This is a genomic window from Sciscionella sediminilitoris (assembly GCF_000737195.2).
Classification (GTDB): domain Bacteria; phylum Actinomycetota; class Actinomycetes; order Mycobacteriales; family Pseudonocardiaceae; genus Sciscionella; species Sciscionella sediminilitoris.
In genome coordinates, this window is sequence record NZ_JALM01000090.1 from 1 (window position 1) to 19,977 (window position 19,977).

The window sequence follows — 19,977 nt, forward strand, 5'->3', positions numbered from 1 at the left end:
CCACCAAGCCTCACCCAAGCCCACCACATTCGGCACCACGCCAACGGCGGCTACACCGTCGAAAACAACATGGTGCTGCTCTGCGCCTACCACCACACCCTGATCCACAACACCGAATGGGAAGTCCGAATACAGCACGGCAAACCGGAATTCACCGCACCCCAGTACCGCCAGTTCTCCAGGACCAGCACAACTCCGGTAGGTTCCCTGGCATGGCACCGTCTGCCGGGGAGGTGACCGATGAGTGCCGTCTTACCACTCGTGTTCGTCCATGGCATCCGGTTGTCCGGGGCCTGCTGGCGACAGCAACAGCGACTACTACCAGGACACCGCGTCCTCGCACCCGACCTTCCCGGGCACGGTGCACGCCGGGACCAGCCGTTCACCTTGGACACGGCGGTCCAGGCGGTATCCGAGGCGATCGACGCGGCGGGCGGACCGGTCGCGCTGGTGGGGCATTCCCTCGGCGGCCTCGTCTCGATCGCGACTGCGGCACGTTACCCGGACCGGGTCGCGGCCCTCGTGGGCGCGGGCTGCACGCTGGTTCCCACCAAGGGACTGCGCAGACCGTTTCTGCTGGCACACCGGATCCTCACCGCCCTGCCCGACCAGGGCGACCGATTCAGCGCCCGGGTGCTTCGGCGGTCACTGCCCGCGGAAGTGGCCGGTCCGGTGATCGAGGCGGGCATCGCCACCCAGGTCATTCCGGAGGCGATGGTCGCCCTCGGCACGCCGGACCCGCTCGGTGATCTGGCGCGGTACCCGGGAAGGGTACTGTTCATCAACGGGCGCAGCGACCACTTCCGCCTGCAGGAGCGCCGATTCCGCGCGGCATGCGCACGCGGTGAGCTGCGCACCGTCCCGGGCGCCGGGCATTACCTGCCGCTCACCCACGGCGAGACCTTCGCGCGCTTCGTCGGCGACTACGCCACAGCCGGTCCAGCGGTCGGCCGCTAGGCGGCGCAGGAGTTCGAACCGTGCGCGCTCGCCGAACGGACCGTTCCGGCGATCGAGTCGTCGTGGATCAGCGAGCTCGCGGCGCGCACGTCCGGGCTGAGGTAACGGTCCTCGGTGAGCGGGGCGATGCGGGTCCGCACGGTCCGCCACACCCGTTCGGATCCGGAGCCCAGCCGCAGCTTGCCCATTTTCGGCCGCATGAGGTCGATTCCCTGGGCGCCCATCATGAGCTGCACCCCGAGCACGGTCTCGGTGCGGTCCAGGTTGGCCAGGAGATCACGCGCGGAGGCCATGGCCATGGTGTTGTGGTCCTCCTGCCCGCCTTTGACCGGACGGGACAGGGTGCCTGCCGGGTTGGCGCGCACCTGGATTTCGGGGATGAGCGATGCTGCCATGGATTCGGCCTGCACCATGCCGGAATTGAGCCCGACCTTGCCACCGGCCAGATTGGCGGGCAGGCCGTAGCTCCATTTCGGATCGAGCAGCCTGCCGGACAGGGTTTCGGAGAGCACGGCCAGATCGGCGATCTGCTCGTTCAACGCGTCGATCTCGTGGCCGAGCTGGGAGTAATCCCAGTTGCCGCCCATCACGAAGTCGTAGCCCTTCGCGCCCTTGAACAACAGCGGATTCGAACTGGAGGAGTTCGCCTCGCGCCCCGCGAGCGAGCGCCCCTCGGTGATCCGCTGCCGCAGTCCGCCGATGATCTGCGGTTCGGCACGCACCGAGGTGGCGTCCTGTACCCGCGGTTCGGCCTCCCCGCTGCGCTGGCGGCCGCGCTCGGTCATCCACTCACTGGAACACGTCAGCGCCCTGGTGACCCGCGCGCTCTCGGTCTCCGCGCCGAATCCGCGTTCCTCGTGGGTGCGCGGATCGAAGGCGCCCTGTTCGGCGCGGGTCGCCTCGAGGAAGAGGGCGAAGGCACCGTCGAAGGAATCGGCCACCCGTTCGGCACGGTCCAGCGCGTCCACGTACCGGGCGAGCAGCACGCTTCCCCCACTGATCAGCGCCAGCGCCTCGCCCGCCTGCGGGGTGAAGTGCTCGGACAGCCCGGCGGCGCGCAGGGCCGAGTCGGGATCCCGTTGAGTGCCACGGTAATCGACCGGATTGCTCTCCCCCATCATGGAGAGCCCGGCGGCCGCCATCGGTTGCAGGTCACCGGTGCCGAGCGAGCCGACTTCGGGCATCCGCGGGATCACGTCCGCGTTCACCATGGCGAGCATCCGGTCCACGAGTTCCGGCCGCACCCCCATGTGCGCGCGGGCCATCGCGTTGGCGCGCAGGATCAGCGCGAGCCGGGCGACCTTGTCGGACAACATCGGACCGCTGCCCGCGGCGTGCGAGCGCAGCACGTGCTTCTGGAACTCGCGCTGTTCGGACTCGGTCAGCGGGCGGTCCTTGAGCGGGCCGAGCGCCTGATTCCAGCCGTACACCCGCTTCCCCGCGGCGACCGTGCGCAGCCCGCCCTCGCGGGTGCGGCTCATCTCGGTGCGCGCCTGCGGGGCGAGCCGCACCGAGACCGGTCCGGCGTGCAGCAGCCGCACGAGGGTGCCCCAGTCCAGCGAGTTCCCGTCCAGGGTCACCCCGGTGGCCGGTCCGCGTTCGCTGCTGTCCCCGGGGACCGCGGCCACGGCGGTCAGCCCGAGCACAGCGGTCAACAGCACCACGAGAAGCCGCCGGTTCATCACACCTCACTCAGATCGTTGCGCGGCACCGATTCCTGCTCACTCACCTGCCGGATCTGCTTGACCAGCAAGGGAATCACCGCGAGGCTGGCCACCGAGCCGAGCATCACCCACAGCGCGGGAGCCAGCGTGGTCAGCCGCACCGTCGCCCAGGTCATCAGCGCGGGAGTGGTTCCGGCGAACGCGATCGCGGCGATGTTGTAGCTCAGCGCGAGCCCGGTGGACCGGATCGCGACCGGGAAAGCGCGCGGCAGCGTGGACGGGGCCACTCCGACGAATCCGGCGACCGAGGCACACAGCACGGTGTGCACGATCAGCAGCACGGCCAGACTCGGCTGGGCGCGCAGCCACAGCAACAGCAGCACCGGCAAGACGAGCAGGGCCAGCGAACTGGCCACGATGAGCGGTTTCGCGCCGATCCGGTCCGCGAGCCTGCCCGCGGCCACGCAGCCGAGGACGAGCACGATATTGCCCACCAGCGAGGCGAGGAAGGACTCCTGCCCGGTGAACCCGAGCCCGATCGCGGGTTCCTTGTAATAGGTCGGCAGGTAGATCACGAAGGCGTAGACGCACACCGTCCACTGCACGGAGAACAGGAACCCGGAAAGGATCCGCATCGGGTGCTCGCGCAGCAGCGTGAACAGCGGATTGCGCCGCTGCTCCGGGCGCTGCGCGGTGAACTGCGCGGTCTCCGGGAGTTTGCGCCGCACGTACAGTCCGACGGGGATGATCAGCAGCCCGACCAGGAACGGGATCCGCCACGCCCAGTCGCGCACCGCGGAATCGGGGAAGAAACTGGTGATCGCGAAGCCGATGACCGCCGACAGCAGATTCGACAGGCCCATCGAGGCCTGCAACCAGGAGGCATAGCGCCCGCGCTTGTCCGCCGGTGCGTGCTCGAGCATGAACGCGGCGGCCCCGCCGATCTCCCCGCCCGCGGAAAAACCCTGCAGCAGTCGCCCGGCGAGCAGCAGGATCGGCGCGCCGACCCCGATCAGCGTGACCGGCGGGGCGACCACGAGCAGCAGCGTGCCGAGCCCCATCGAGCCGATGGAGAGCATCAGCGCCGATTTGCGCCCGACCCGGTCACCGTAGATACCGACGAGGATCGCGCCGATCGGGCGGGCCACGAATCCGGCGCCGAACACCACGAAGGTGGAAAGCAGCGCCGAGGTCGGGTCCCCGGAGGTGAAGAAGTTCCCCGCGATATAGCTGGCGAAGAAGGCGTAGACGGAGAAGTCGTACCATTCCATGGCGTTGCCGAACGATGCGGCGACCACCGAACGGCGTGCGATACGCGAATCCGTGGCTGCGGTCATGATCAGTCCCTCGGCCGGTCCTGCGCGTCGAGCGCGACAAGGGTGCGAGTGAGGGTGTGCACGCCCTTGGCGATGTCCGCACTCGCGGTGAATTCCTCTGGACAGTGGCTCTTCCCGGCCACCGAGGGCACGAAGATCATGCCCATGGGACCGAGCCGGGCCAGGTGCGCGGCATCGTGCCCGGCACCCGAGGGCACCGCGCGCCAGGAATAGCCGAGCTCGGCAGCGGCCGAGGCGATCACATCCCGCACCGGTTCGTCGGTCGGCACGGGATCCTGATCGTTGAGCCATTCCACGTCGATCTGCACCCCCCGCGCCGCGGTCTCGGCGGTGATCTCGTCCACGATCTCCCGGCGCGCCCCCTGCAACCAGTCCCGTTCCACGCTGCGGATCTCCGCCCACAGCTTGGCTTCATCGCTGATCACGTTCATCGAGCCGGGCGCGGACACGATGCTCCCGGAGGTGCTGACCCCGTGCACCGGTGCGGCACAGCCGACCCGGTCCACGGTGAGCACCGCGGCCGCGGCGGAGACGAGCGCGTCGTGCCGTTCGCCCATCGGCGTGGTCCCGGCATGTCCCGCGCTGCCCGCGAAATGCACGAGCAGCCGTTCGATTCCCGCGATCGCGGTGACCACACCGATCTCGGTTTCCGCGCGCTCGAGCAACGGGCCTTGTTCGATGTGCAGCTCGACGTAGCCGTGCATCGGACGGCGCCACGGCTGGCCGAGCGCCGCCGAAGGGTCGAGCCCGAACCCGCGCATCGCCTCGCCGAGCCGCTGCCCGCTGCCGTCCATCCGGTCCAGGTGCTCCGCGCTCAGTGTTCCGCTGATCGAACGCGAACCCATGCAGGAGATGCCGAACTCGTTCGCTTCCTCGCCGAGGAAGTCCACAATGTACAGATCGCGGTTCAGCCGGGTGCCGGTCTCGGTGAGCCGCCGCGCCACCTCGATCCCGCCGAGCACACCGACGATCCCGTCGAACCGCCCGCCCTGGGGCACGGTGTCGGTGTGCGAACCGGTCAGCAGCGCGGGCGCGTTCGGATCGGCGCCCGGCAGCCGGCCGATGATGTTGCCCGCCGCGTCCACGACCGGATCCAGCCCGGCCTCGGCCATCCGGGCACGCACCCAGTCCCGCGAGTCCCGGTACGGCTCGGAGAACACGACCCTGCTCCAGCCGGGAAACGCGGAATCGTGGAAACGGGCGAGCTCGGCCAGCTCCGCGTCGAGCCGGTCGGCCAAGGGGGCCACAGTCATGAGAGCGGGCCTTTCCGAGCATCGTAGCGAGCGCCAGCGAGCGAGGAGCGCAGGCCAAGGGCCGATCGGGGCAGCACAGTCATGACCGCTCCGGGAGGTAGCGCAGGAACTCCATGTCCAGCAGCTGCTCACATTCGGCGATCCCGACCGGGTCCACCGCCGAGGAAGACAGCGGCAGCGAGCGCGCGTCCGCGACGAGCAGCACCACGTCCATCCCCTCCTTGGCATCCTTGACCGCGAGCGGCAGCCCGTCCTCGGCGCGCAGGATCACGATGGTGTCCGGATAACTGGCGATGCGTTCCCCGCCCGAGGTGACCGCCATGTACTCGTTCAGATAGGGCACCAGGTGTTCGCCGATACCGAAGGTGCCGTGATCCCAGCCGCCGTGCGTGTCCAGGGCGACCGCGTCGCGCAGCGGGCCACGGGCCAGTTCACGCGCGCCGAGGCGATCGCGCACCGTTTCGATCACCGCCTCGGCCGAGCGCGCGGCCGCTTTCTCCATCGCCGCACCGAGTTCGATCGCCGCCGAGATCGCACCGAGCGCGGCGTGTTCGCGCACCCAGGACAGCTCCACCGGATTGCGCGCGGCCGCGATGAATCCCCCGGTGCGCACCGAGATATCGCGCAGCACATCGTCACAGGTCTGCACGCTTCCGGTGGTCACCGCGCTGAAATGACCGTGCTTGTCCCGGTTTCCGCCGGAGACCACCTGGGTGGACACATAACCCGGCCGCGAGGTGAGCCCGAGCGAACCGAGTTTCCCGGTCGGATGCGCGCGGATATCGCCTGCCGCGTCGAGCACCCTGACCCCGAGCATCGCGGACTGGATCCACCCGTTGTGCGTGGTGGAGTACCCGTTCTGCCCGGTCATCACCGCCGAGATCGGGCGATCGCACTCACGCATCAGCTTCTGCAGCGCGTGCACGTAGTCGACCGGCTGGATCTCCCAGTCCTTCGCGGCCGGTGCGCCGATCGCGGTCACCGTGGCCACATAGGAATCCTCGGGCAGTTCCCCGATCTCGGCCAGCACCGGGCGCCCGACCGAGGTGGCCACCGAGCCCATCAGCTCGCCGTGATGGCGCCAGCCACCGCCGCCGCAGGCGAACACCCCGCCACCGAGTACCCCGTGCCGCGCGTCATCAGCGGTCAGTTCCCGCATCACCGTTCTCCTTCGAGTTCGATCAGTTGTGTCCCTTGGTTTTCCCCCGCCTGCTCGACCGCTTCCGGGTACCCGGCGATCGCGTGCCGCAGCACCCCGAGCCCGGTGTCCAGATCGAGAGCCAGCCGCAGCCGCCCTTCCGCGGCAACCGAACCGTCCGCGACCACCGAGACCCCGGCCGACTGCATCCAGCCCGAGTACCCGCCGCCCCCGGAGTGCACCGCGACCAGGTCCGCCCCGCCCGCGGAGAGCAGCATGGAATCCAGCAGCGGCCAGTCGGTCACCCCGTCCGAGCCGTCCCGCATCCCCTCGGTGCCGATGCGCGGATGCGTCATCCCCGCCGAATCCAGGTGATCGCGGCTGAACAGCACCGGGGCGCCGATGCGGCCATCGCGCACCGCCTCGTTCACCGCGACCGCGATCCGGGAGCGTTCCCCGTGCCCGAGCCAGCAGGACCGGGCCGGAAGTCCCTGTCCCGGCACGTGAATGCGCGCGAGCCGGATCCATTCGGCCACCTCGGGGCGTTCCGGGAACAGGGTCGCGGCGAGCTCGTCGATCACCGCGAGATCGTTCTCGTCCCCGGAAAGGGCCACCCAGCGAAACGGGCCGATACCGCGGCAGAACAGCGGCCGCAGATAGGCTTCCATGAAACCGGGTATCGTGAACGCCTTGTCCCCCAACAGCTCCGCCGCTTGCACCCGGAGATTGTTGCCGTTCTCGAAGACGATGCAGCCGCGTTCGGCGAACGCCAGCATCGCGGTGAGCTGGCGGGCCATGCTCTCCCGCGCGCGTTGTTCGACCCGTTCGGGTTCGGCATCGGCGAGCGCGCGCCATTCCCCGAGTTCCATCCCTTCCGGGAGGTAGCCGTACCGCGCGTCGTGGGCCGCGGTCTGGTCGGTGACCAGGTCGGGCGCGACCCCGCGTTCGGCGAGTTCGGTGAACACCGTGGCCGCGTTCCCTTGCAGGGCAACGGCTTTCGCTTCGATGGCCGCGGCGATCGCCTCGTCCAGATCACTCGCGACCACATCCAGCCCGCCCGCCGCGCGCAGTTTCTCGATCTTGGCGGGATCGGCTTCCACGGTGAGCGAGCCGAGGCCGAGCATCCGGGCGCTGATCGGCTGCGCGGAGCCCATTCCGCCGAGCCCCGCGGTGAGCAGCCAGCGCCCGTTCGCCCCCTCCGCGCCGAGCGCGGCGCGCAGCAGTTCGTAGGTGCCGCCGAGCACGCCCTGGCGCCCGATGTACTGCCAGGCCGCCGCGGTGAGCCCGCCCCAGATCGTGTCCCCGGCGGCCATCCGCGCGTAGAAGCGCTCCTTGTCCGACCAGGCGCCGACGGTGTTGTTCACCGCGGAGACCACCATCGGCGCCGCGGAATGGGTGTGCAGCACCCCGGCCGGACGGCCCGACTGCAGCACCAGGGTTTCGTCCTCGGCCAGTTCGGTGAGCGCGGCGACGATCGCGTGATAGGCGGGCCAGTCCCGCGCCGCCTTGCCCAGCGAGGCGTACACCACCAGGTCTTCCGGGCGCTCCCCGACCTCGAGCACGTTCTCCAGCATGCGCAGCAAGGCTTCGGCACGCCAGTTGCGGCAGCGCGGGACCGTTCCGCGCGCGGCGCGCACTCTCTCCGTCATTCCCTCTCCCCTTCGTGCTTCTCATCCGGTGGCAGCCACGCGTTCTGCTCGGCGGGCAACCGCGCGGCCAATTCCTCAGCCGCGGCGCGCAGAATCCGGACCGGTTCACCGGTTTCCGGGAATTCCCGGTCCTTCCCGATCAGGGACAGCGCGCACACGCAGGTCCCGCCCGCGATCACCGGAACCCCGATCGCGGTCATGCCCGGGGTGAGCCAGCCGCGGCTGCGGTGGTATCCGTCCGCGCGGATCGCGGCAAGCTCGGTGCGCAGGGTCTGGGCGCTCGGGGTGACCGCCGTGTAGCGGGTGAGCCGCCCGCCGAGCACCTGGCGGCGCACCGCACCCGGCGCGAAGGCGAGCAGCGGGGTGGCGCTCGCTCCCGCGTAGAGGGTGAGGATCTCGCCCGGCCGGAACGCGATGCTCCCGCTGCCGCTGCGCCGCGTGTCCAGGCACAGTGCCGCGTTGTGCACCCGCACGGTGAGCGCGACCGAGAAACCGGTACCGCCCCGCAATCGGGTCAGCAGCGGGCGGGCGAGGTCGATCAGGTGCTCGGAGCTGTCCACCGAACGGTCCGCGAGGCGCGCGCTCGGGGAAAGCTGCCCGCCCACCTCGACCAGGAACCCGGCGTTCTTGAGCAGCCGCACATAGCGGTACGTGGTCGAGGAAGGCAGGTCGAGCCCCGCCATGATCTCCGCGACGTCCGCCTGGCCGCGATCCTGGACGAAGGCGAGCACCTGCAGCCCACGCTCCATTGAGGACAGTTCGGCTCCGTGCACGACGGTCATCACCTCCGGTACACCTGCTCGCCCCTGCCCGGGGCGCCGGTCAGCCCACTGTCCACATTCCACACCACCTGGCCACGAGAAACGGTGAGCGTGACCCGCGCGCCCGGGGAAAACCCGTGGTACGGGCTCCATCCGGCGTTCGAGTGCAGCGCGGACTCGTCCACCTGCCAGTCCTCGTCCGGGCGCAGCACCAGGATGTCGGCATCGTGCCCGGGAGCCAGGCGTCCCTTGCGGTGCCCGATCCCGTAGCGGTCGGCCGGATTCGCGCTCAGCGCGGCGATCGCGTTGGCGAACTCCGCGCCCTCACCGTAGCGGCGCAGGCAGCCCCCGAGCGTGGTCGCGACCAGGGTCTCGGTTCCCGGGGTTCCCGAGTGATTGTCCAGAATCCGCTCATGGTCCTTGAGTTCCGCGGGCCATGGCGCGTGGTCCGAGGAGATCACGCCCGCCAGCCCGGAGGCCACCGCGTCCCACATCGCCTCGCGGCTGCCCGCATCGCGCAGCGGCGGGTTGATCTTGAGCCGTCCGCCCTGGGTTTTCATGTCCTGCTCGGTGAACAGCAGATAGTGCGGGCAGGTCTCGAAACTGATGTCTGCGCCCTGGCCGCGATACCAGTCGACCAGTTCGGCCGAGCGGCCCAGCGAGAGGTGGCACAGGTGCAGCCTGCCCTGTTCGTTCGCGGCGATCTCCATCGCGGTGAGCACGCCGAGGGTTTCCGAGACCGGTGGCCGGGTACGCCCGTGGGTGAGCGGATCGGTGGAGTCCCGGTTCTCGGCGAGCAGGGCCTTGATGATCTCGTTGTTCTCCGCGTGCGCGCACAGCGTGGATCCGGCCTCGCCGACCGCGCGGGTCACGTCGAGCAGTTCGGCGTCCCCGATACGCGGGAACCGGAAGGGATCGGTGTCGAACAGCGAGACCTTGAACCCGACCACGCCCGCGTTCACCAGTTCCTCGGCCCGGCGCCAGCCACCGCCCGGTTCCAGAGTGCCGAGCAGCGCCACATCCACCACCGCTTCCCCGGCGAGGCGTTCCTGCTTCGCGGCCAGCCGCTCCAGATCGTTCACCGGGCCCGCACCGTCGAAGGGCATCTCCACGATCGTCGTGACCCCACCGGCCGCCGCGGCCGAGGTCGAGGCACGCAGCCCCTCCCCACCGTGGGAGTAGGAGTGCACATGTGCGTCCACCGCGCCGGGGAGCACATAGGACGAGCCCACATCGATCACCCGGGCCCCGGTTTCCGGTGCGCGGTCGGCCTGTTCCGGCACGATCTCGGCGATCCGGTTGCCCGCGATCCGTACCCTGGCGCGCTCAAAGCCGCCTGCTCCATCGGGCACCCTGCCGAGCAGGACAAGGTGCACCTTCGCATCACTTGCGTCCACGGCTGCCGAAGGTAGAAGGCGCTCCCACCGGCCCGACAGCCCATTCCCGCAGAACGGGAATCGGCGCTCGCTTCAGACCAGCCCGAGTTCGCGGGCGCGCACTCCGGCCTGGAAGCGGGATTCCGCACCGAGCGCGGACATCAGCTCGGCCACCCGGCGCCGGTAGGTGCGCACGCCGAGGCCGAGGGTGCGCGCGGCGGCCTCGTCCTTGGTGCCCTGGCTGAGCAGGTCGAGCACGGCGGGGGCGAGGCTGCGGATCTCGGCGACCCGGGCGTCGTAGACGGCGAGCTCGGTCGCGGCGCGCCAGGCGGTCTCGAACAGGGCGAGCACGGCGTGCACGGTGTCGGGCTGGCTGATGACGCTGTAGCTGCGCACTCCGCTGCTGCGATCACCGGCGAGGATGGCGACCCGGCCGTCGATGACGATGGTCTCGTTCAGTTCCTCGGTGGTGATCCGGATCCGGGCGCCGAACCGGTCCCGGTGTTCGGCGAGTTCGCGTGCCGAGATCACGTCGAGCAGCAGTCCGGCGCGGTAGATCTTGCGCACCCGCATCTCGCCCGCGCGCTGCGCCATCGCCGCGGTCATCTCGGCCATCCGCTGGTCGGCCACCCAGGTCGCGAGGTCATTGGCGGCGCACGCGAAATCGGTCGCCGTCGCGAGCAGGTGGCCGACCCGCCGGTACAGCTCCTGCTCGCCGCGTACGACGGTGACGGTGTCCCGGGTATCGCGTGCTCCCATACCCCGATTCTGCCTCAATCGGTGGCAGCTTGTTGCCAACTCCGGACGGCGGACCCTCGGGCGACCACGCTGGTGGCATGACACGAACACCGAATGCGGCGGCCGCGGGCACCTGGAAACTCGGCGAGCGGACCGTCAACAGGATGGGGCTCGGCGCGATGCGGCTGACCGGGATGCCCTGGGACCCCGCACCCAAGGGCCGCGAACCGGCGATCACCGTACTGCGCAGGGCGCTCGAGCTCGGCGTGAACCACATCGACACCGCATCCTTCTACTTCACCCCGACCCGCTCGGCGAACGAGCTGATCAGCACGGCCCTGCAGCCCTACCCGGAGGAGCTGGTGCTCACCACGAAGGTCGGTCCGAGCCGGACGAGGGACGGCGAGTTCGAGTACGCGCGCCCCGAGCAGTTGCGCGGTCAGGTGGAGGAGAACATCCGCCAGCTGGGCCTGGACCAGCTCGATGTGGTCAACCTGCGCTGGGGGTCCGGGCTGGACAAGGAACCCGGTTCGGTCGCCGAGCATTTCGGGGCGCTCGCCGAGCTGCGTGCGGCGGGCCTGATCCGCGAGCTGGGCATCTCCAATATCGGCACCGAACAGCTGCGCGAGGCGATGGGGATCGCCCCGGTGGTCTGCGTGCAGAACCGCTACAGCCTCACCGACCGGGCCGACGATGCCGTGCTCGCACTGTGCGCGGAGCACGGCATCGCGTTCGTCCCGTTCTTCGCGGTCACCACCGGGTCCGAGGCACCGGGCGAAACACCGGGCGAGGCCGAACTCGCCTCGATCGCGCAGGCGCACGAGGCGAGCCCGGCGCAGGTGCGGCTGGCCTGGACCCTGCACCGCGGCCCGCATGTGCTGGCGATCCCGGGAACCGGGGATCCCGCGCACCTGGAGCAGAACATCGCCGCGGGCGCCGTGGCACTCAGCGAGGCGGAGCTGGCCCTGCTGAACGGGATCGCGGCCTAACTCAGCACGCGCGCCGCGCGCAGCACCCGGTTCAGGTGCTCGGCGATCACCTCGACGTTCGGCGGATCGAGCAGCGAGAGGTGATGGCCGGGCACCACCCGCAGTTCGAGGCGGGAGCAGAACTCGTCCCAGCCGCGCGCCGGATCGGAGCGGTCGAAGCGCGCGTCCCGCAGCCCGCCGGGCACCGCGGATCCGGCGCTGTAGAACTGCACCGGTCCCGGATAGGGCTGCGGCTGGTAGCGCTCCAGCAGCCGGGCGTCCAGGAACGAGGCGTGCTGGTGGGCCAGGATCGCCTTGCCGACCCGTTCGTCGATCACCTTGGCGTCGACGATGCTCTGCACGAGCAGATCGGCCTGGCCGACCGCGTCCCTGCGGGCCATCTCGGCGTAGGGCAGCTCGACGTCCTTGCCGTAGGCGGTGCGCAGGAATTCGCCGTAACGCTCGAACCGGCGCTCGAGCAGTTCCACCTCGCTGACGCCATCGGGTTCGGGCAGCGGGACGATCGGGTCGATCATGGCGAGCACATCGACCCGTTCGCCCTCGGCGCGCAGCTGCTGGGCGCATTCATAGGCGAGGAAACCGCCGAAGGACCAGCCACCGAGCCGGTACGGACCGTGCGGCTGCCTGCGGCGCAGTTCGGGAAGCCAGTCGCGGACCCGTTCCTCCACCGAGGCGGTGGTTTCGGTGCGGTCGAAGCCGTACACCGGATAACCCGTGCCGAGCAGGTCGACCAGTTGCCGGAACACCGCGGTGTCCCCGCCTCCCGGGTGGAAGAGGAACAGCGGGGCGCCCTCGCCCTCGGCGCGCAGCACCCGCACCGGTCCCGCGTCCGCTCGCTGTGCGGCGCGCACGAGCATCGCCTGCAGTTCCGGGGTCCGGTTGGCGAACAGCTCGGCGACCGGTTGCGGGTGGCCGCTGCGTTCGGAAAGCAGCGCGGCGACCAGTTCGGCACGCACCGGATCGTCCGGGAATTCGGTGCGCACCCCGACGGGTTCACCGAGCACTTCCTCCCAGACGGCGACCACGAGCCGTTCCGCGGCATCCCGTGGCCCGGTCAGTTCGGGTTCGGCCGCCGCTGCCGCATCCGCCGGGCCGAGTCCGAGCTCGGCGCACATCCAGTCACGCAGTTGCGCGGCGCTCGATCCGCGCAACAGCACCGAAACCGTCGGGGCGACCCCGAAATCGTGCTCAAGCGCATTGCGGATGCGCACCGCGAGCAGCGAGTCCACCCCGAGGCTGGGCAACGGGACCTCGGCGGGGAAGGACTCCGCCGCGTGCCCGGTGACCTCGGCGACCCGGAGCAGCACCTGACCGGTGACCAGTTCCCTCGCCTGTTCCGGATCGGTATCGCGGATCTCGGCGATGTCCGGCCTGCCGGTCTCCACCTCGTGCCCCGCGCACAGTTCGGCGAACAGCGGGATCCCCGCTATGCCGGGGAAAGCCGCGAGCAGTTCCGGAATGTCCAGCGGCACCGCGCCGAATGTGCCCGCCTGGCCGAGGGTGCGTTCGAAAACCTCGATGCCCTCCTCCGGGGTGATCGCGCGCACCCCGGGCATCTCCAGATCCGCGGCGGCACCGACCTGGGCCCAGGTTCCCCACTGCACGCTCGCCGCGGGCAGTCCCTCGGCCCGGCGCAGCGCGACAAGGGCGTCCAGATAGGCGTTCGCGCAGGCGTAGCCGGGCTGGCCGGGCGAACCGAGCAGTGCGGCGGCCGAGGAGAAGCCGAACCACCAGTCGAGTTCGAGTTCCTTGCTCGCCTCGTGCAGGCGCATGGCCCCGATCGCCTTCGGCGCCCAGGTCCGTTCCAGGGTTTCCGCGTCCAGCAGGGCCGCGGTTCGGTCGTCGAACACGGCGGCGGCGTGCACCACCCCGCGCGGGTTGCCCGCCTCGGCGAGCAACCGCTCGGCGACCCCGGGTTCGGCGATGTCCCCGCGCACCACGGCGACCTCGGTGCCGTGCGCGCGCAGTTCCTCGATGGCCGCACTCGCCGAGTCGTTCGGCGCCGAGCGGGCATTGAGCACGATCCGGCCGGCACCGCGTTCGGCGAGCCAGCCCGCGACGAGCAGCCCGAGACCGGAGAGCCCTCCGGTGATCACGTATCCGCCGTCGGCGCGCACCAGCGGGTGCTGTGCCACCGGTGCGGGCACCGGTTCGATACGGGCCCCGTAGCGGTCCGCGCCGCGCACCGCGACCTCGTCCTCGGGATCCCCGCCGTCCCGCGTCGCCGCGTCGATCACGGCGAGGTCGTCCACATCGAGCCAGCTCACCCGCAGCCGCGGCTGTTCGTTGGCGAGCACTCGCACCAGTCCGCGCACCGCGGCGAGCGCCGGATCACCCTGCTCACCGGGCAGCACGGCGGCCGCGTTCCGGGTCACCAGCCACAGCCGGGCGTGCGGATTCTCGGCGAGCGCGCGCACCAAGTCCAGCACGCGGGCGAGTCCGGCCTGCCCGTGGTCGCTGCCCGCGCCGAGCACATAGGCCACCCGGCGCGCCGACTCCAGTCCGGTGAGCTCGCTCGATTCGTCAAGCAGCACAAGGGGATCACCCGCATCGCTGGGCGCAGGCGGGATCGGGCGCCAGGTGCGGCCGAGCAACCGCTCACGCAGCGGAGCGGCCAGCTCCGCCCGGGTCCTGCGGCGCAGGGCGATGTGTTCGAGTTCGAGCACCACCCGGTCCTGCGCATCGGCGAGGCGCACCGTGGCATACGGTTCCGCGCCCTCCCCGCGCACGCTGACCTCGGCGCGCACGGCCTCTCCCGGGTTGCCGCGGATCGCACCCAGTTCGACGGGCAGCCACACCGCTTCGGGGTCCGCGAAGGCCGCGGTGATCGCCTGCAGGCAGCCGTCCAGCAGCACCGGGTGCACACCGAAACCGCCGCGTGGAGCGGATTCCGGCAGCTCCACCCGGATGTGCGCGCCGTGCTCTCCGGTGCGCAGTTCGGTGATTCCGGTGAAGGCGGGGCCGTGATCCACGCTCAGCGCGCGCAGCCGCTCGTAGAACCGGGCGGGCGGCACCGGTTCACCGGCGGGCTCACCCAGTTCGGCCTGCAGCGGCTCGGTCTCGGCGAGTTCGGCTTCGGCGAGCAGTGTCCAGGTTCCCTCGTTCTCCTTGGTGTGCAAGCGGAATCGGCCGTTCTCCACGGTCGTGGTGACCCTGGTGCGTTCACCGAGCGGCAGCGTTTCGAGCAGCCGCAGTCCGCGCACTTCGAGGCGGCCGGGTTCGAGGCCGAGCGCCACCTGCCCGGCGCGCAGGGCCATTTCGACCACGCAGGAGGCGGCGAGGACCGGTCGTCCGCCGAGGCGGTGCTCACCGAGCCAGGGCCGCGCTCCGAGGCCGAGGTCGGCGCTCCACACGTGCAGTTCGCCGCCGGGCACCTCGCTGTAGGTGCCGAGCAGCGGGTGTTCCTCGGCCGGAACGCGGGTCGCCGGTTTGGTCCAGTGCGCCCCGCCCTGCCAAGCCGTGGTCGGTATGTCGACAAGTCGGCCGTGCGTGGCGTAGCGGATCGCGCCGACCGCGAGCAGCCCGGCCCGGTTCGCGGCGAACCGTTCCCGCTCCCCCTCGTCCCTGCGCAGGGTGCCGAGCACGAGCGGGCGCACCCCGGCGCCCTCGGCGATCTCGTGCACGGCGTGCCGCAGCACCGGATGCGGGGAGATCTCCAGGAAGGTGCGATGCCCGTCCTCGAGCGCGGCGGAGACGGCCTCGGCGAACCGCACCGGATTGCGCACATTGTCCACCCAGTAGTCGCCGTCGAGCGGACGCTGCGCGCGCGGGTCCTCGCTCGCGCTCAGGTACATCGGCACCCCGGGCAGCACACCGTCCACTTCGGACACGTATCCGGTGAGTTCGCGTGCGCACGGGGCCACGATCCGGCAGTGCCCGGCCACCTCGGTGTTGACCAGCCTGCCGAGCAGTCCGCGCGCGGCGACCGAATCGGCGATCGCGCGGACCTGTTCGAACTGCCCGGCCACCACGGTCTGGCCCGGGGCGTTGTGCGCGGCGATGTCCACATCCGCGTAGCCGAAGAGCAGTTCGCGGACCTCCTCGACGGAGAGTTCGAGCACGGCCATGGTGCCCAGTCCTGCGGTGCGCGCGAGCAGCCGGGAGCGGTGCACCACGATCAGCGCGCCGTCCGCGAGCGAGACCGCGCCCGCGATGACCGCCGCGGCGATCTCCCCGAGCGAGTGCCCGACGACCGCGGCCGGCTCGGCGCCGTAACTGCGCCACAGCATGGCGAGCGCGAGCTGCACCCCGAACAGATAGGGCTGCAGCTCGGCGAATTCCTCCGGCTCCACCCCGTTTTCCAGCACCTCGCGGAAGGACCATCCGGTCAGCGGGTCCAGCGCGGCCGCGATCTCGTCCACCGCATCGGCGAAGGCCGGTTCGGTGCGCAGCAGCTCGGTGCCCATGCCGCGCCACTGCGAGCCCTGACCGGAGAACACCCACACCGCGCCCTGTTCGGTGCGGGTTCCGGTGGCCACCCGCTCATCCGGGACCGCACCGGCGAGCGCGTCCAGCCCGGAGAGCAGTTCGGCGTGGTCCGCCGCCGCGATCACCCCGCGGTGGCGGCCGCTCGCCCGGCGCGCCATGGTGTGCGCGATATCGCCGAGTTCGACGGCCGAGCCCTCGTCGGCGAGCCAGGCCCGCAAGCGCGATGCCTTGTGCCGCAATCGATCCGGTGTCGCGTCCGCGAGCAGGTAGAGCCCGGTGTCCCCCGGATCGGCCTGCTCGGCCGCGGGCGCCTGCTCCACGACGACGTGCGCGTTGGTGCCGCCGAAACCGAATCCGGACACCCCGGCCAGCGCCGGGCGCTCGTGATTCGGCCAGGGCCGCGGGGCTGCGGCCACGGCCAGGTTCAGCCCCTCGAAGTCGATGCGCGGATTGGGTTCGGTGAAGTGCAGGCTCTCCGGGATGCGCCGGTTGGCCATGGCGAGCACCACCTTGATCAGCCCGGTGATCCCCGCGGCCGCTTCGAGGTGGCCGAGGTTCGTCTTCACCGAGCCGAGCAGCAGCGGGTGCTCCGGATCCCGTTCGGCGCCGAGCACCGCACCGAGCGCGTTCGCCTCGATCGGGTCACCGAGCAGCGTGCCGGTGCCGTGCGCCTCCACGTAGTCCACATCGGACGGTGCGACCCCGGCATTGCGGTAGGCGGCCCGCAGAAGTGCTTGCTGTGCCTGGGGATTCGGCGCGGTGAGCCCGTTGGAGCGGCCGTCCGAATTGAGCGCGGAGCCGCGCAGCACGGCCAGCACCCGGTCCCCGTCGCGCTGCGCGACGGACAGCGGTTTGAGCACCACGACCCCGGCGCCCTCGGCGCGGGCGATCCCGTCCGCCTCGGCGTCGAAGGTCTTGCACTTGCCGTCCGCGGAGAGCACGCCCAGTTCCTCGAAGTGCACCGTGACCCCGGGCCCGAGGATGAGGTTCACTCCCGCGGCGAGCGCGATCTCGCTCTCCCCGGAGCGCAGGCTCTGGATGGCCAGGTGCACCGCGGTCAGCGAGGAGGAGCAGGCGCTGTCCACGGCGACGCTCGGGCCGCGCAGATCGAGCACATAGGACAGCCGGTTGGCCGCGATGCTCAGCGCGGCACCGGTTCCGGTCCACGCGTCGATCCGGCTGAGGTCGTCGAGGGTGAGATGGCTGTACTCGTTGCCGCTGATCCCCACGAACACCCCGGCCGCGGTGCCGCGCAACCGCTCCGGGGAGATCCCGGCGTGTTCGAATGCCTCCCAGGCCACTTCGAGCAGCATGCGCTGCTGCGGGTCCATCGCGGCCGCCTCGCGTGGGGCGATCCCGAAGAACTCGGCGTCGAAGGACTCGATATCGCGCAGGAATCCGCCGAACCGGCCCAGCCGGGAAAGCCGCTCGACCTGTTGCGGGGAGTCGTGCCCGAACTGCTGCCAGCGACCGGGCGGAACCTCGCTCACCCCGGACTCCCCGGCGAGCAGCAGCCGCCAGAAGTCCTCCGGACCGCGGATCCCGCCGGGCAGCCGGCAACCGAGCCCGACGACGGCGATCGGTTCCTCGGTCCGGGCGGCGGCGGGCGCCTGCTCCGGTTCCGCACTCGGCTCTTCGGTCAGCGAGGTCACCAGCGCCTCGATCGTCGGGTACTGCCAGGCGAGCTCGGAGGACAGTTCCCTGCCGAGCTCCTCACCGAGATCCTGGGCGAGCCCGACCGCTTCCCGCGAGGTCAATCCGAAGTCCCGCAAGGGTTCCGCGGTGTCCACATCCGAATCGTCGATGCCGCAGATGTCCGCGAGGGTCGTGATGAGCCACTGGCGAAGACGTTCGGCGTTCATGCGGTTCTCCCGTTCTCGGCAGCGTCGATGGCTTCCAGGTAGCGAGTGCGGGTCGCGGCGCGGGCGATCTTCCCGCTCGAGGTGCGCCGCACCGTTCCCGGTGGCACCAAACGGAAATCGAGCAGGCGCAGGTCGTGGTGCCGGGCGACGGCGGCCCGCACCTTCTTCGCGACCGCGCCCGGTTCCCGTTCCGCCTCGGGCACGTGCTGGGAGAACTCGGCGACGACGACCGGGCCTTCCTTGCCGTCCCGCTCGATGCTGAACACGGCGAGCCGGTCCCTGCGGATCGCCGGGTGCGCCTCCTGCACGGTGGCCTCGATGTCCTGCGGGTAGTGGTTCTTGCCGTCGATGATGATCAGGTCCTTGACCCGGCCGGTGATGTAGAGCCGTCCCTCGTGGAACACCCCGAGGTCCCCGGTACGCAGCCAGCCCGTTCCCGGCAGCTCACCCGGTTCGGCGAGGGTGCCGCCGAAGGTCTCCGTCGAGCGCTCCGGCTGCCGCCAGAACCCGTCCGCGACGTTCGGCCCGTGCACCCAGATCTCGCCGACGCTGCCCTCATCGAGCACCGCGCCGTGCTCCGCGTCCACGATCCGGACCAGCTGGCCGACCGGTTTTCCGGCCGACACAAGGGAAATCGCCCGGTCGTCGGTTTCCTGGACGAGTTCGAGCGCACCGGCCCCGAGCCGTTCGCGGTCCGCGGTGAGCACGTGCGGGCCCTGGCTCGCGGTCACGAACACCGTTGCCTCCGCAAGGCCATACGAGGGACGGTGCGCCTGTTCGGCGAATCCGAGCGGACCACAGGCCTGCTGGAAACCGGCGATCGTGCTCGACCGCACCGGCTCGCTGCCGTTGATGGCGGTGCGCACCCCGCTCAGGTCGAGTTCGGCCCGATCGGCATCGGTCAGTTTCGCTGCCGCGTACTCGAAGGCGAAGTTCGGCGCCGCGGTGATCGCTTCACGGGCCCTGGAGAGCAACCGCAGCCAGCGGACCGGTTTCCTGGTGAACGAGAACGGCGTGGTGAACAGGCACGGGCAGCCCGCGGCCACCGGAAGACAGACCAGCTGCACCAGTCCCATATCGTGGAAGAATGGCAGCCAGCCGACGCAGGTGCTCTCCGGGCCGACCGCGTAGGCGCTGCGCACCTGGGCCACGTTCGCCGCGACCGCGCGCCGGGTGATCACCGCACCGGCCGGGCTGCGCGTGGAACCGGATGTGTACTGCAGATAGGCCGGATCGGTCTCGGCGCGCGGCACCGGCTCGAAATCGTCGGCGAGTGCGCTGTCCACGGTGTCCACCGCGAGCAGGTGCTTCGGCCGGGGAACCGGCTGGTTGTCCCGCAGTTCGCGTACCGCGTCCATGGATTCCGAGGATGTGAGCCACACCCGCGAATCCGCATCGGCGAGCGCACCGACCAGCCGCTGCCCGTGCGCGCTCGCCTCGGGGGCGAACAGCGGCACGCTGATCGTTCCGGCGTACAGCGCGGCGTAGAAACCGATGACATAGTCCAGATTCTGCGGACACAGCAGGGCGACCCGTTCCCCCGAATCGGTCAGCTCGCCCAGCTTCGCCGCGACGGCGCGCGCCCGGCGATCGAGCTCGTACCAGCTGATGGAGTGCTCGATGCCGTCCGCGTCCGTGCCGTAGTCGATGAAGGTGAACGCGGTGCCCTCGCCTGCCGCGAGCTTGGTAAGCGCCTCGGTCAACGGCTCGATGTCGGTATCGATCTCAGCCTCGTAGAATTGCATCGCTTTCCACCAAACACTTCAATTGTTCACGCTGAAATGCACGAGCGCGCATATCTTTTTGGGGTGCCACAGCGCCGTGT

General features: G+C 70.5%; 13 protein-coding genes. 3 read left to right on the top strand and 10 right to left on the bottom strand.

What is annotated here, in order from left to right; all coding sequences use genetic code 11:
- Window positions 1-237: HNH endonuclease (locus AD72_RS37765; RefSeq protein ID WP_037347706.1), on the top strand; the 237-nt coding region annotated here is incomplete at its 5' end.
- Between the two features lie 3 nt (window positions 238-240).
- Window positions 241-957, top strand: coding sequence for an alpha/beta fold hydrolase (locus AD72_RS29020; RefSeq protein WP_031469811.1), 717 nt, complete (start codon window positions 241-243; stop codon window positions 955-957).
- On the opposite strand, the gene AD72_RS29025 is transcribed toward AD72_RS29020, so the two are convergent.
- The 8 genes from AD72_RS29025 to AD72_RS29060 all read right to left on the bottom strand — a co-directional run bounded on the left by AD72_RS29025 (window position 954) and on the right by AD72_RS29060 (window position 10,894).
- Window positions 954-2,639 (bottom strand): HAL/PAL/TAL family ammonia-lyase, encoded by a 1,686-nt coding sequence (locus AD72_RS29025; RefSeq protein ID WP_031469812.1) that lies wholly within the window; start codon window positions 2,637-2,639, stop codon window positions 954-956. The two genes, AD72_RS29020 and AD72_RS29025, sit on opposite strands and share 4 nt — an antisense overlap.
- Entirely contained in the window at window positions 2,639-3,958 is a 1,320-nt protein-coding gene (locus AD72_RS29030; RefSeq protein WP_031469813.1) for an MFS transporter, read from the bottom strand. The genes AD72_RS29025 and AD72_RS29030 overlap by 1 nt, the downstream gene beginning before the upstream one ends.
- Before the next feature lie 2 nt (window positions 3,959-3,960).
- Entirely contained in the window at window positions 3,961-5,211 is a 1,251-nt protein-coding gene (locus AD72_RS29035) for a M20 family metallo-hydrolase (protein ID WP_031469814.1), read from the bottom strand.
- 79 nt (window positions 5,212-5,290) lie between these two features.
- Complete coding sequence (locus AD72_RS29040) at window positions 5,291-6,370, bottom strand: S-methyl thiohydantoin desulfurase domain-containing protein (RefSeq protein WP_031469815.1); 1,080 nt, start codon at window positions 6,368-6,370, stop codon at window positions 5,291-5,293.
- Complete coding sequence (locus AD72_RS29045) at window positions 6,370-7,998, bottom strand: urocanate hydratase (RefSeq protein WP_031469816.1); 1,629 nt, start codon at window positions 7,996-7,998, stop codon at window positions 6,370-6,372. The genes AD72_RS29040 and AD72_RS29045 overlap by 1 nt, the downstream gene beginning before the upstream one ends.
- Entirely contained in the window at window positions 7,995-8,780 is a 786-nt protein-coding gene (locus AD72_RS29050) for an IclR family transcriptional regulator (protein WP_031469817.1), read from the bottom strand. The genes AD72_RS29045 and AD72_RS29050 overlap by 4 nt, the downstream gene beginning before the upstream one ends.
- Window positions 8,780-10,156 carry a dihydroorotase gene (locus AD72_RS29055; RefSeq protein ID WP_031469818.1) on the bottom strand — a complete coding sequence of 459 codons (1,377 nt, stop codon included), beginning with the start codon at window positions 10,154-10,156 and terminating at the stop codon, window positions 8,780-8,782. Before AD72_RS29055 ends, AD72_RS29050 begins: the two co-directional genes overlap by 1 nt.
- A gap of 72 nt (window positions 10,157-10,228) precedes the next feature.
- Window positions 10,229-10,894, bottom strand: a complete 666-nt coding sequence (locus tag AD72_RS29060; protein ID WP_031469819.1) for a response regulator transcription factor — start codon at window positions 10,892-10,894, stop codon at window positions 10,229-10,231.
- Between the two features lie 77 nt (window positions 10,895-10,971).
- Between AD72_RS29060 and AD72_RS29065 the strand changes: the two genes are divergently transcribed.
- Window positions 10,972-11,862 (top strand): oxidoreductase, encoded by an 891-nt coding sequence (locus AD72_RS29065; protein WP_031469820.1) that lies wholly within the window; start codon window positions 10,972-10,974, stop codon window positions 11,860-11,862.
- On the opposite strand, the gene AD72_RS29070 is transcribed toward AD72_RS29065, so the two are convergent.
- Together AD72_RS29070 and AD72_RS29075 are read right to left on the bottom strand one after the other, a co-directional pair.
- Window positions 11,859-18,152 (bottom strand): type I polyketide synthase, encoded by a 6,294-nt coding sequence (locus tag AD72_RS29070; RefSeq protein WP_031469821.1) that lies wholly within the window; start codon window positions 18,150-18,152, stop codon window positions 11,859-11,861. The genes AD72_RS29065 and AD72_RS29070 overlap by 4 nt on opposite strands.
- Window positions 18,149-19,897 carry a fatty acyl-AMP ligase gene (locus tag AD72_RS29075; protein WP_031469822.1) on the bottom strand — a complete coding sequence of 583 codons (1,749 nt, stop codon included), beginning with the start codon at window positions 19,895-19,897 and terminating at the stop codon, window positions 18,149-18,151. Before AD72_RS29075 ends, AD72_RS29070 begins: the two co-directional genes overlap by 4 nt.
- Window positions 19,898-19,977: the final 80 nt, after the last annotated feature.

Excerpts from the sequence above, each read along its gene's own strand:
- AD72_RS29025 (WP_031469812.1), bottom strand. The coding sequence starts at position 2,639 with ATGAACCGGCGGCTTCTCGTGGTGCTGTTGACCGCTGTGCTCGGGCTG.
- AD72_RS29040 (WP_031469815.1), bottom strand. The coding sequence starts at position 6,370 with ATGCGGGAACTGACCGCTGATGACGCGCGGCACGGGGTACTCGGTGGC.
- AD72_RS29045 (WP_031469816.1), bottom strand. The coding sequence starts at position 7,998 with ATGACGGAGAGAGTGCGCGCCGCGCGCGGAACGGTCCCGCGCTGCCGC.
- AD72_RS29050 (WP_031469817.1), bottom strand. The coding sequence starts at position 8,780 with ATGACCGTCGTGCACGGAGCCGAACTGTCCTCAATGGAGCGTGGGCTG.
- AD72_RS29020 (WP_031469811.1), top strand. The coding sequence starts at position 241 with ATGAGTGCCGTCTTACCACTCGTGTTCGTCCATGGCATCCGGTTGTCC.
- AD72_RS29030 (WP_031469813.1), bottom strand. The coding sequence starts at position 3,958 with ATGACCGCAGCCACGGATTCGCGTATCGCACGCCGTTCGGTGGTCGCC.
- AD72_RS29075 (WP_031469822.1), bottom strand. The coding sequence starts at position 19,897 with ATGCAATTCTACGAGGCTGAGATCGATACCGACATCGAGCCGTTGACC.
- AD72_RS29035 (WP_031469814.1), bottom strand. The coding sequence starts at position 5,211 with ATGACTGTGGCCCCCTTGGCCGACCGGCTCGACGCGGAGCTGGCCGAG.
- AD72_RS29070 (WP_031469821.1), bottom strand. The coding sequence starts at position 18,152 with ATGAACGCCGAACGTCTTCGCCAGTGGCTCATCACGACCCTCGCGGAC.
- AD72_RS29060 (WP_031469819.1), bottom strand. The coding sequence starts at position 10,894 with ATGGGAGCACGCGATACCCGGGACACCGTCACCGTCGTACGCGGCGAG.
- AD72_RS29065 (WP_031469820.1), top strand. The coding sequence starts at position 10,972 with ATGACACGAACACCGAATGCGGCGGCCGCGGGCACCTGGAAACTCGGC.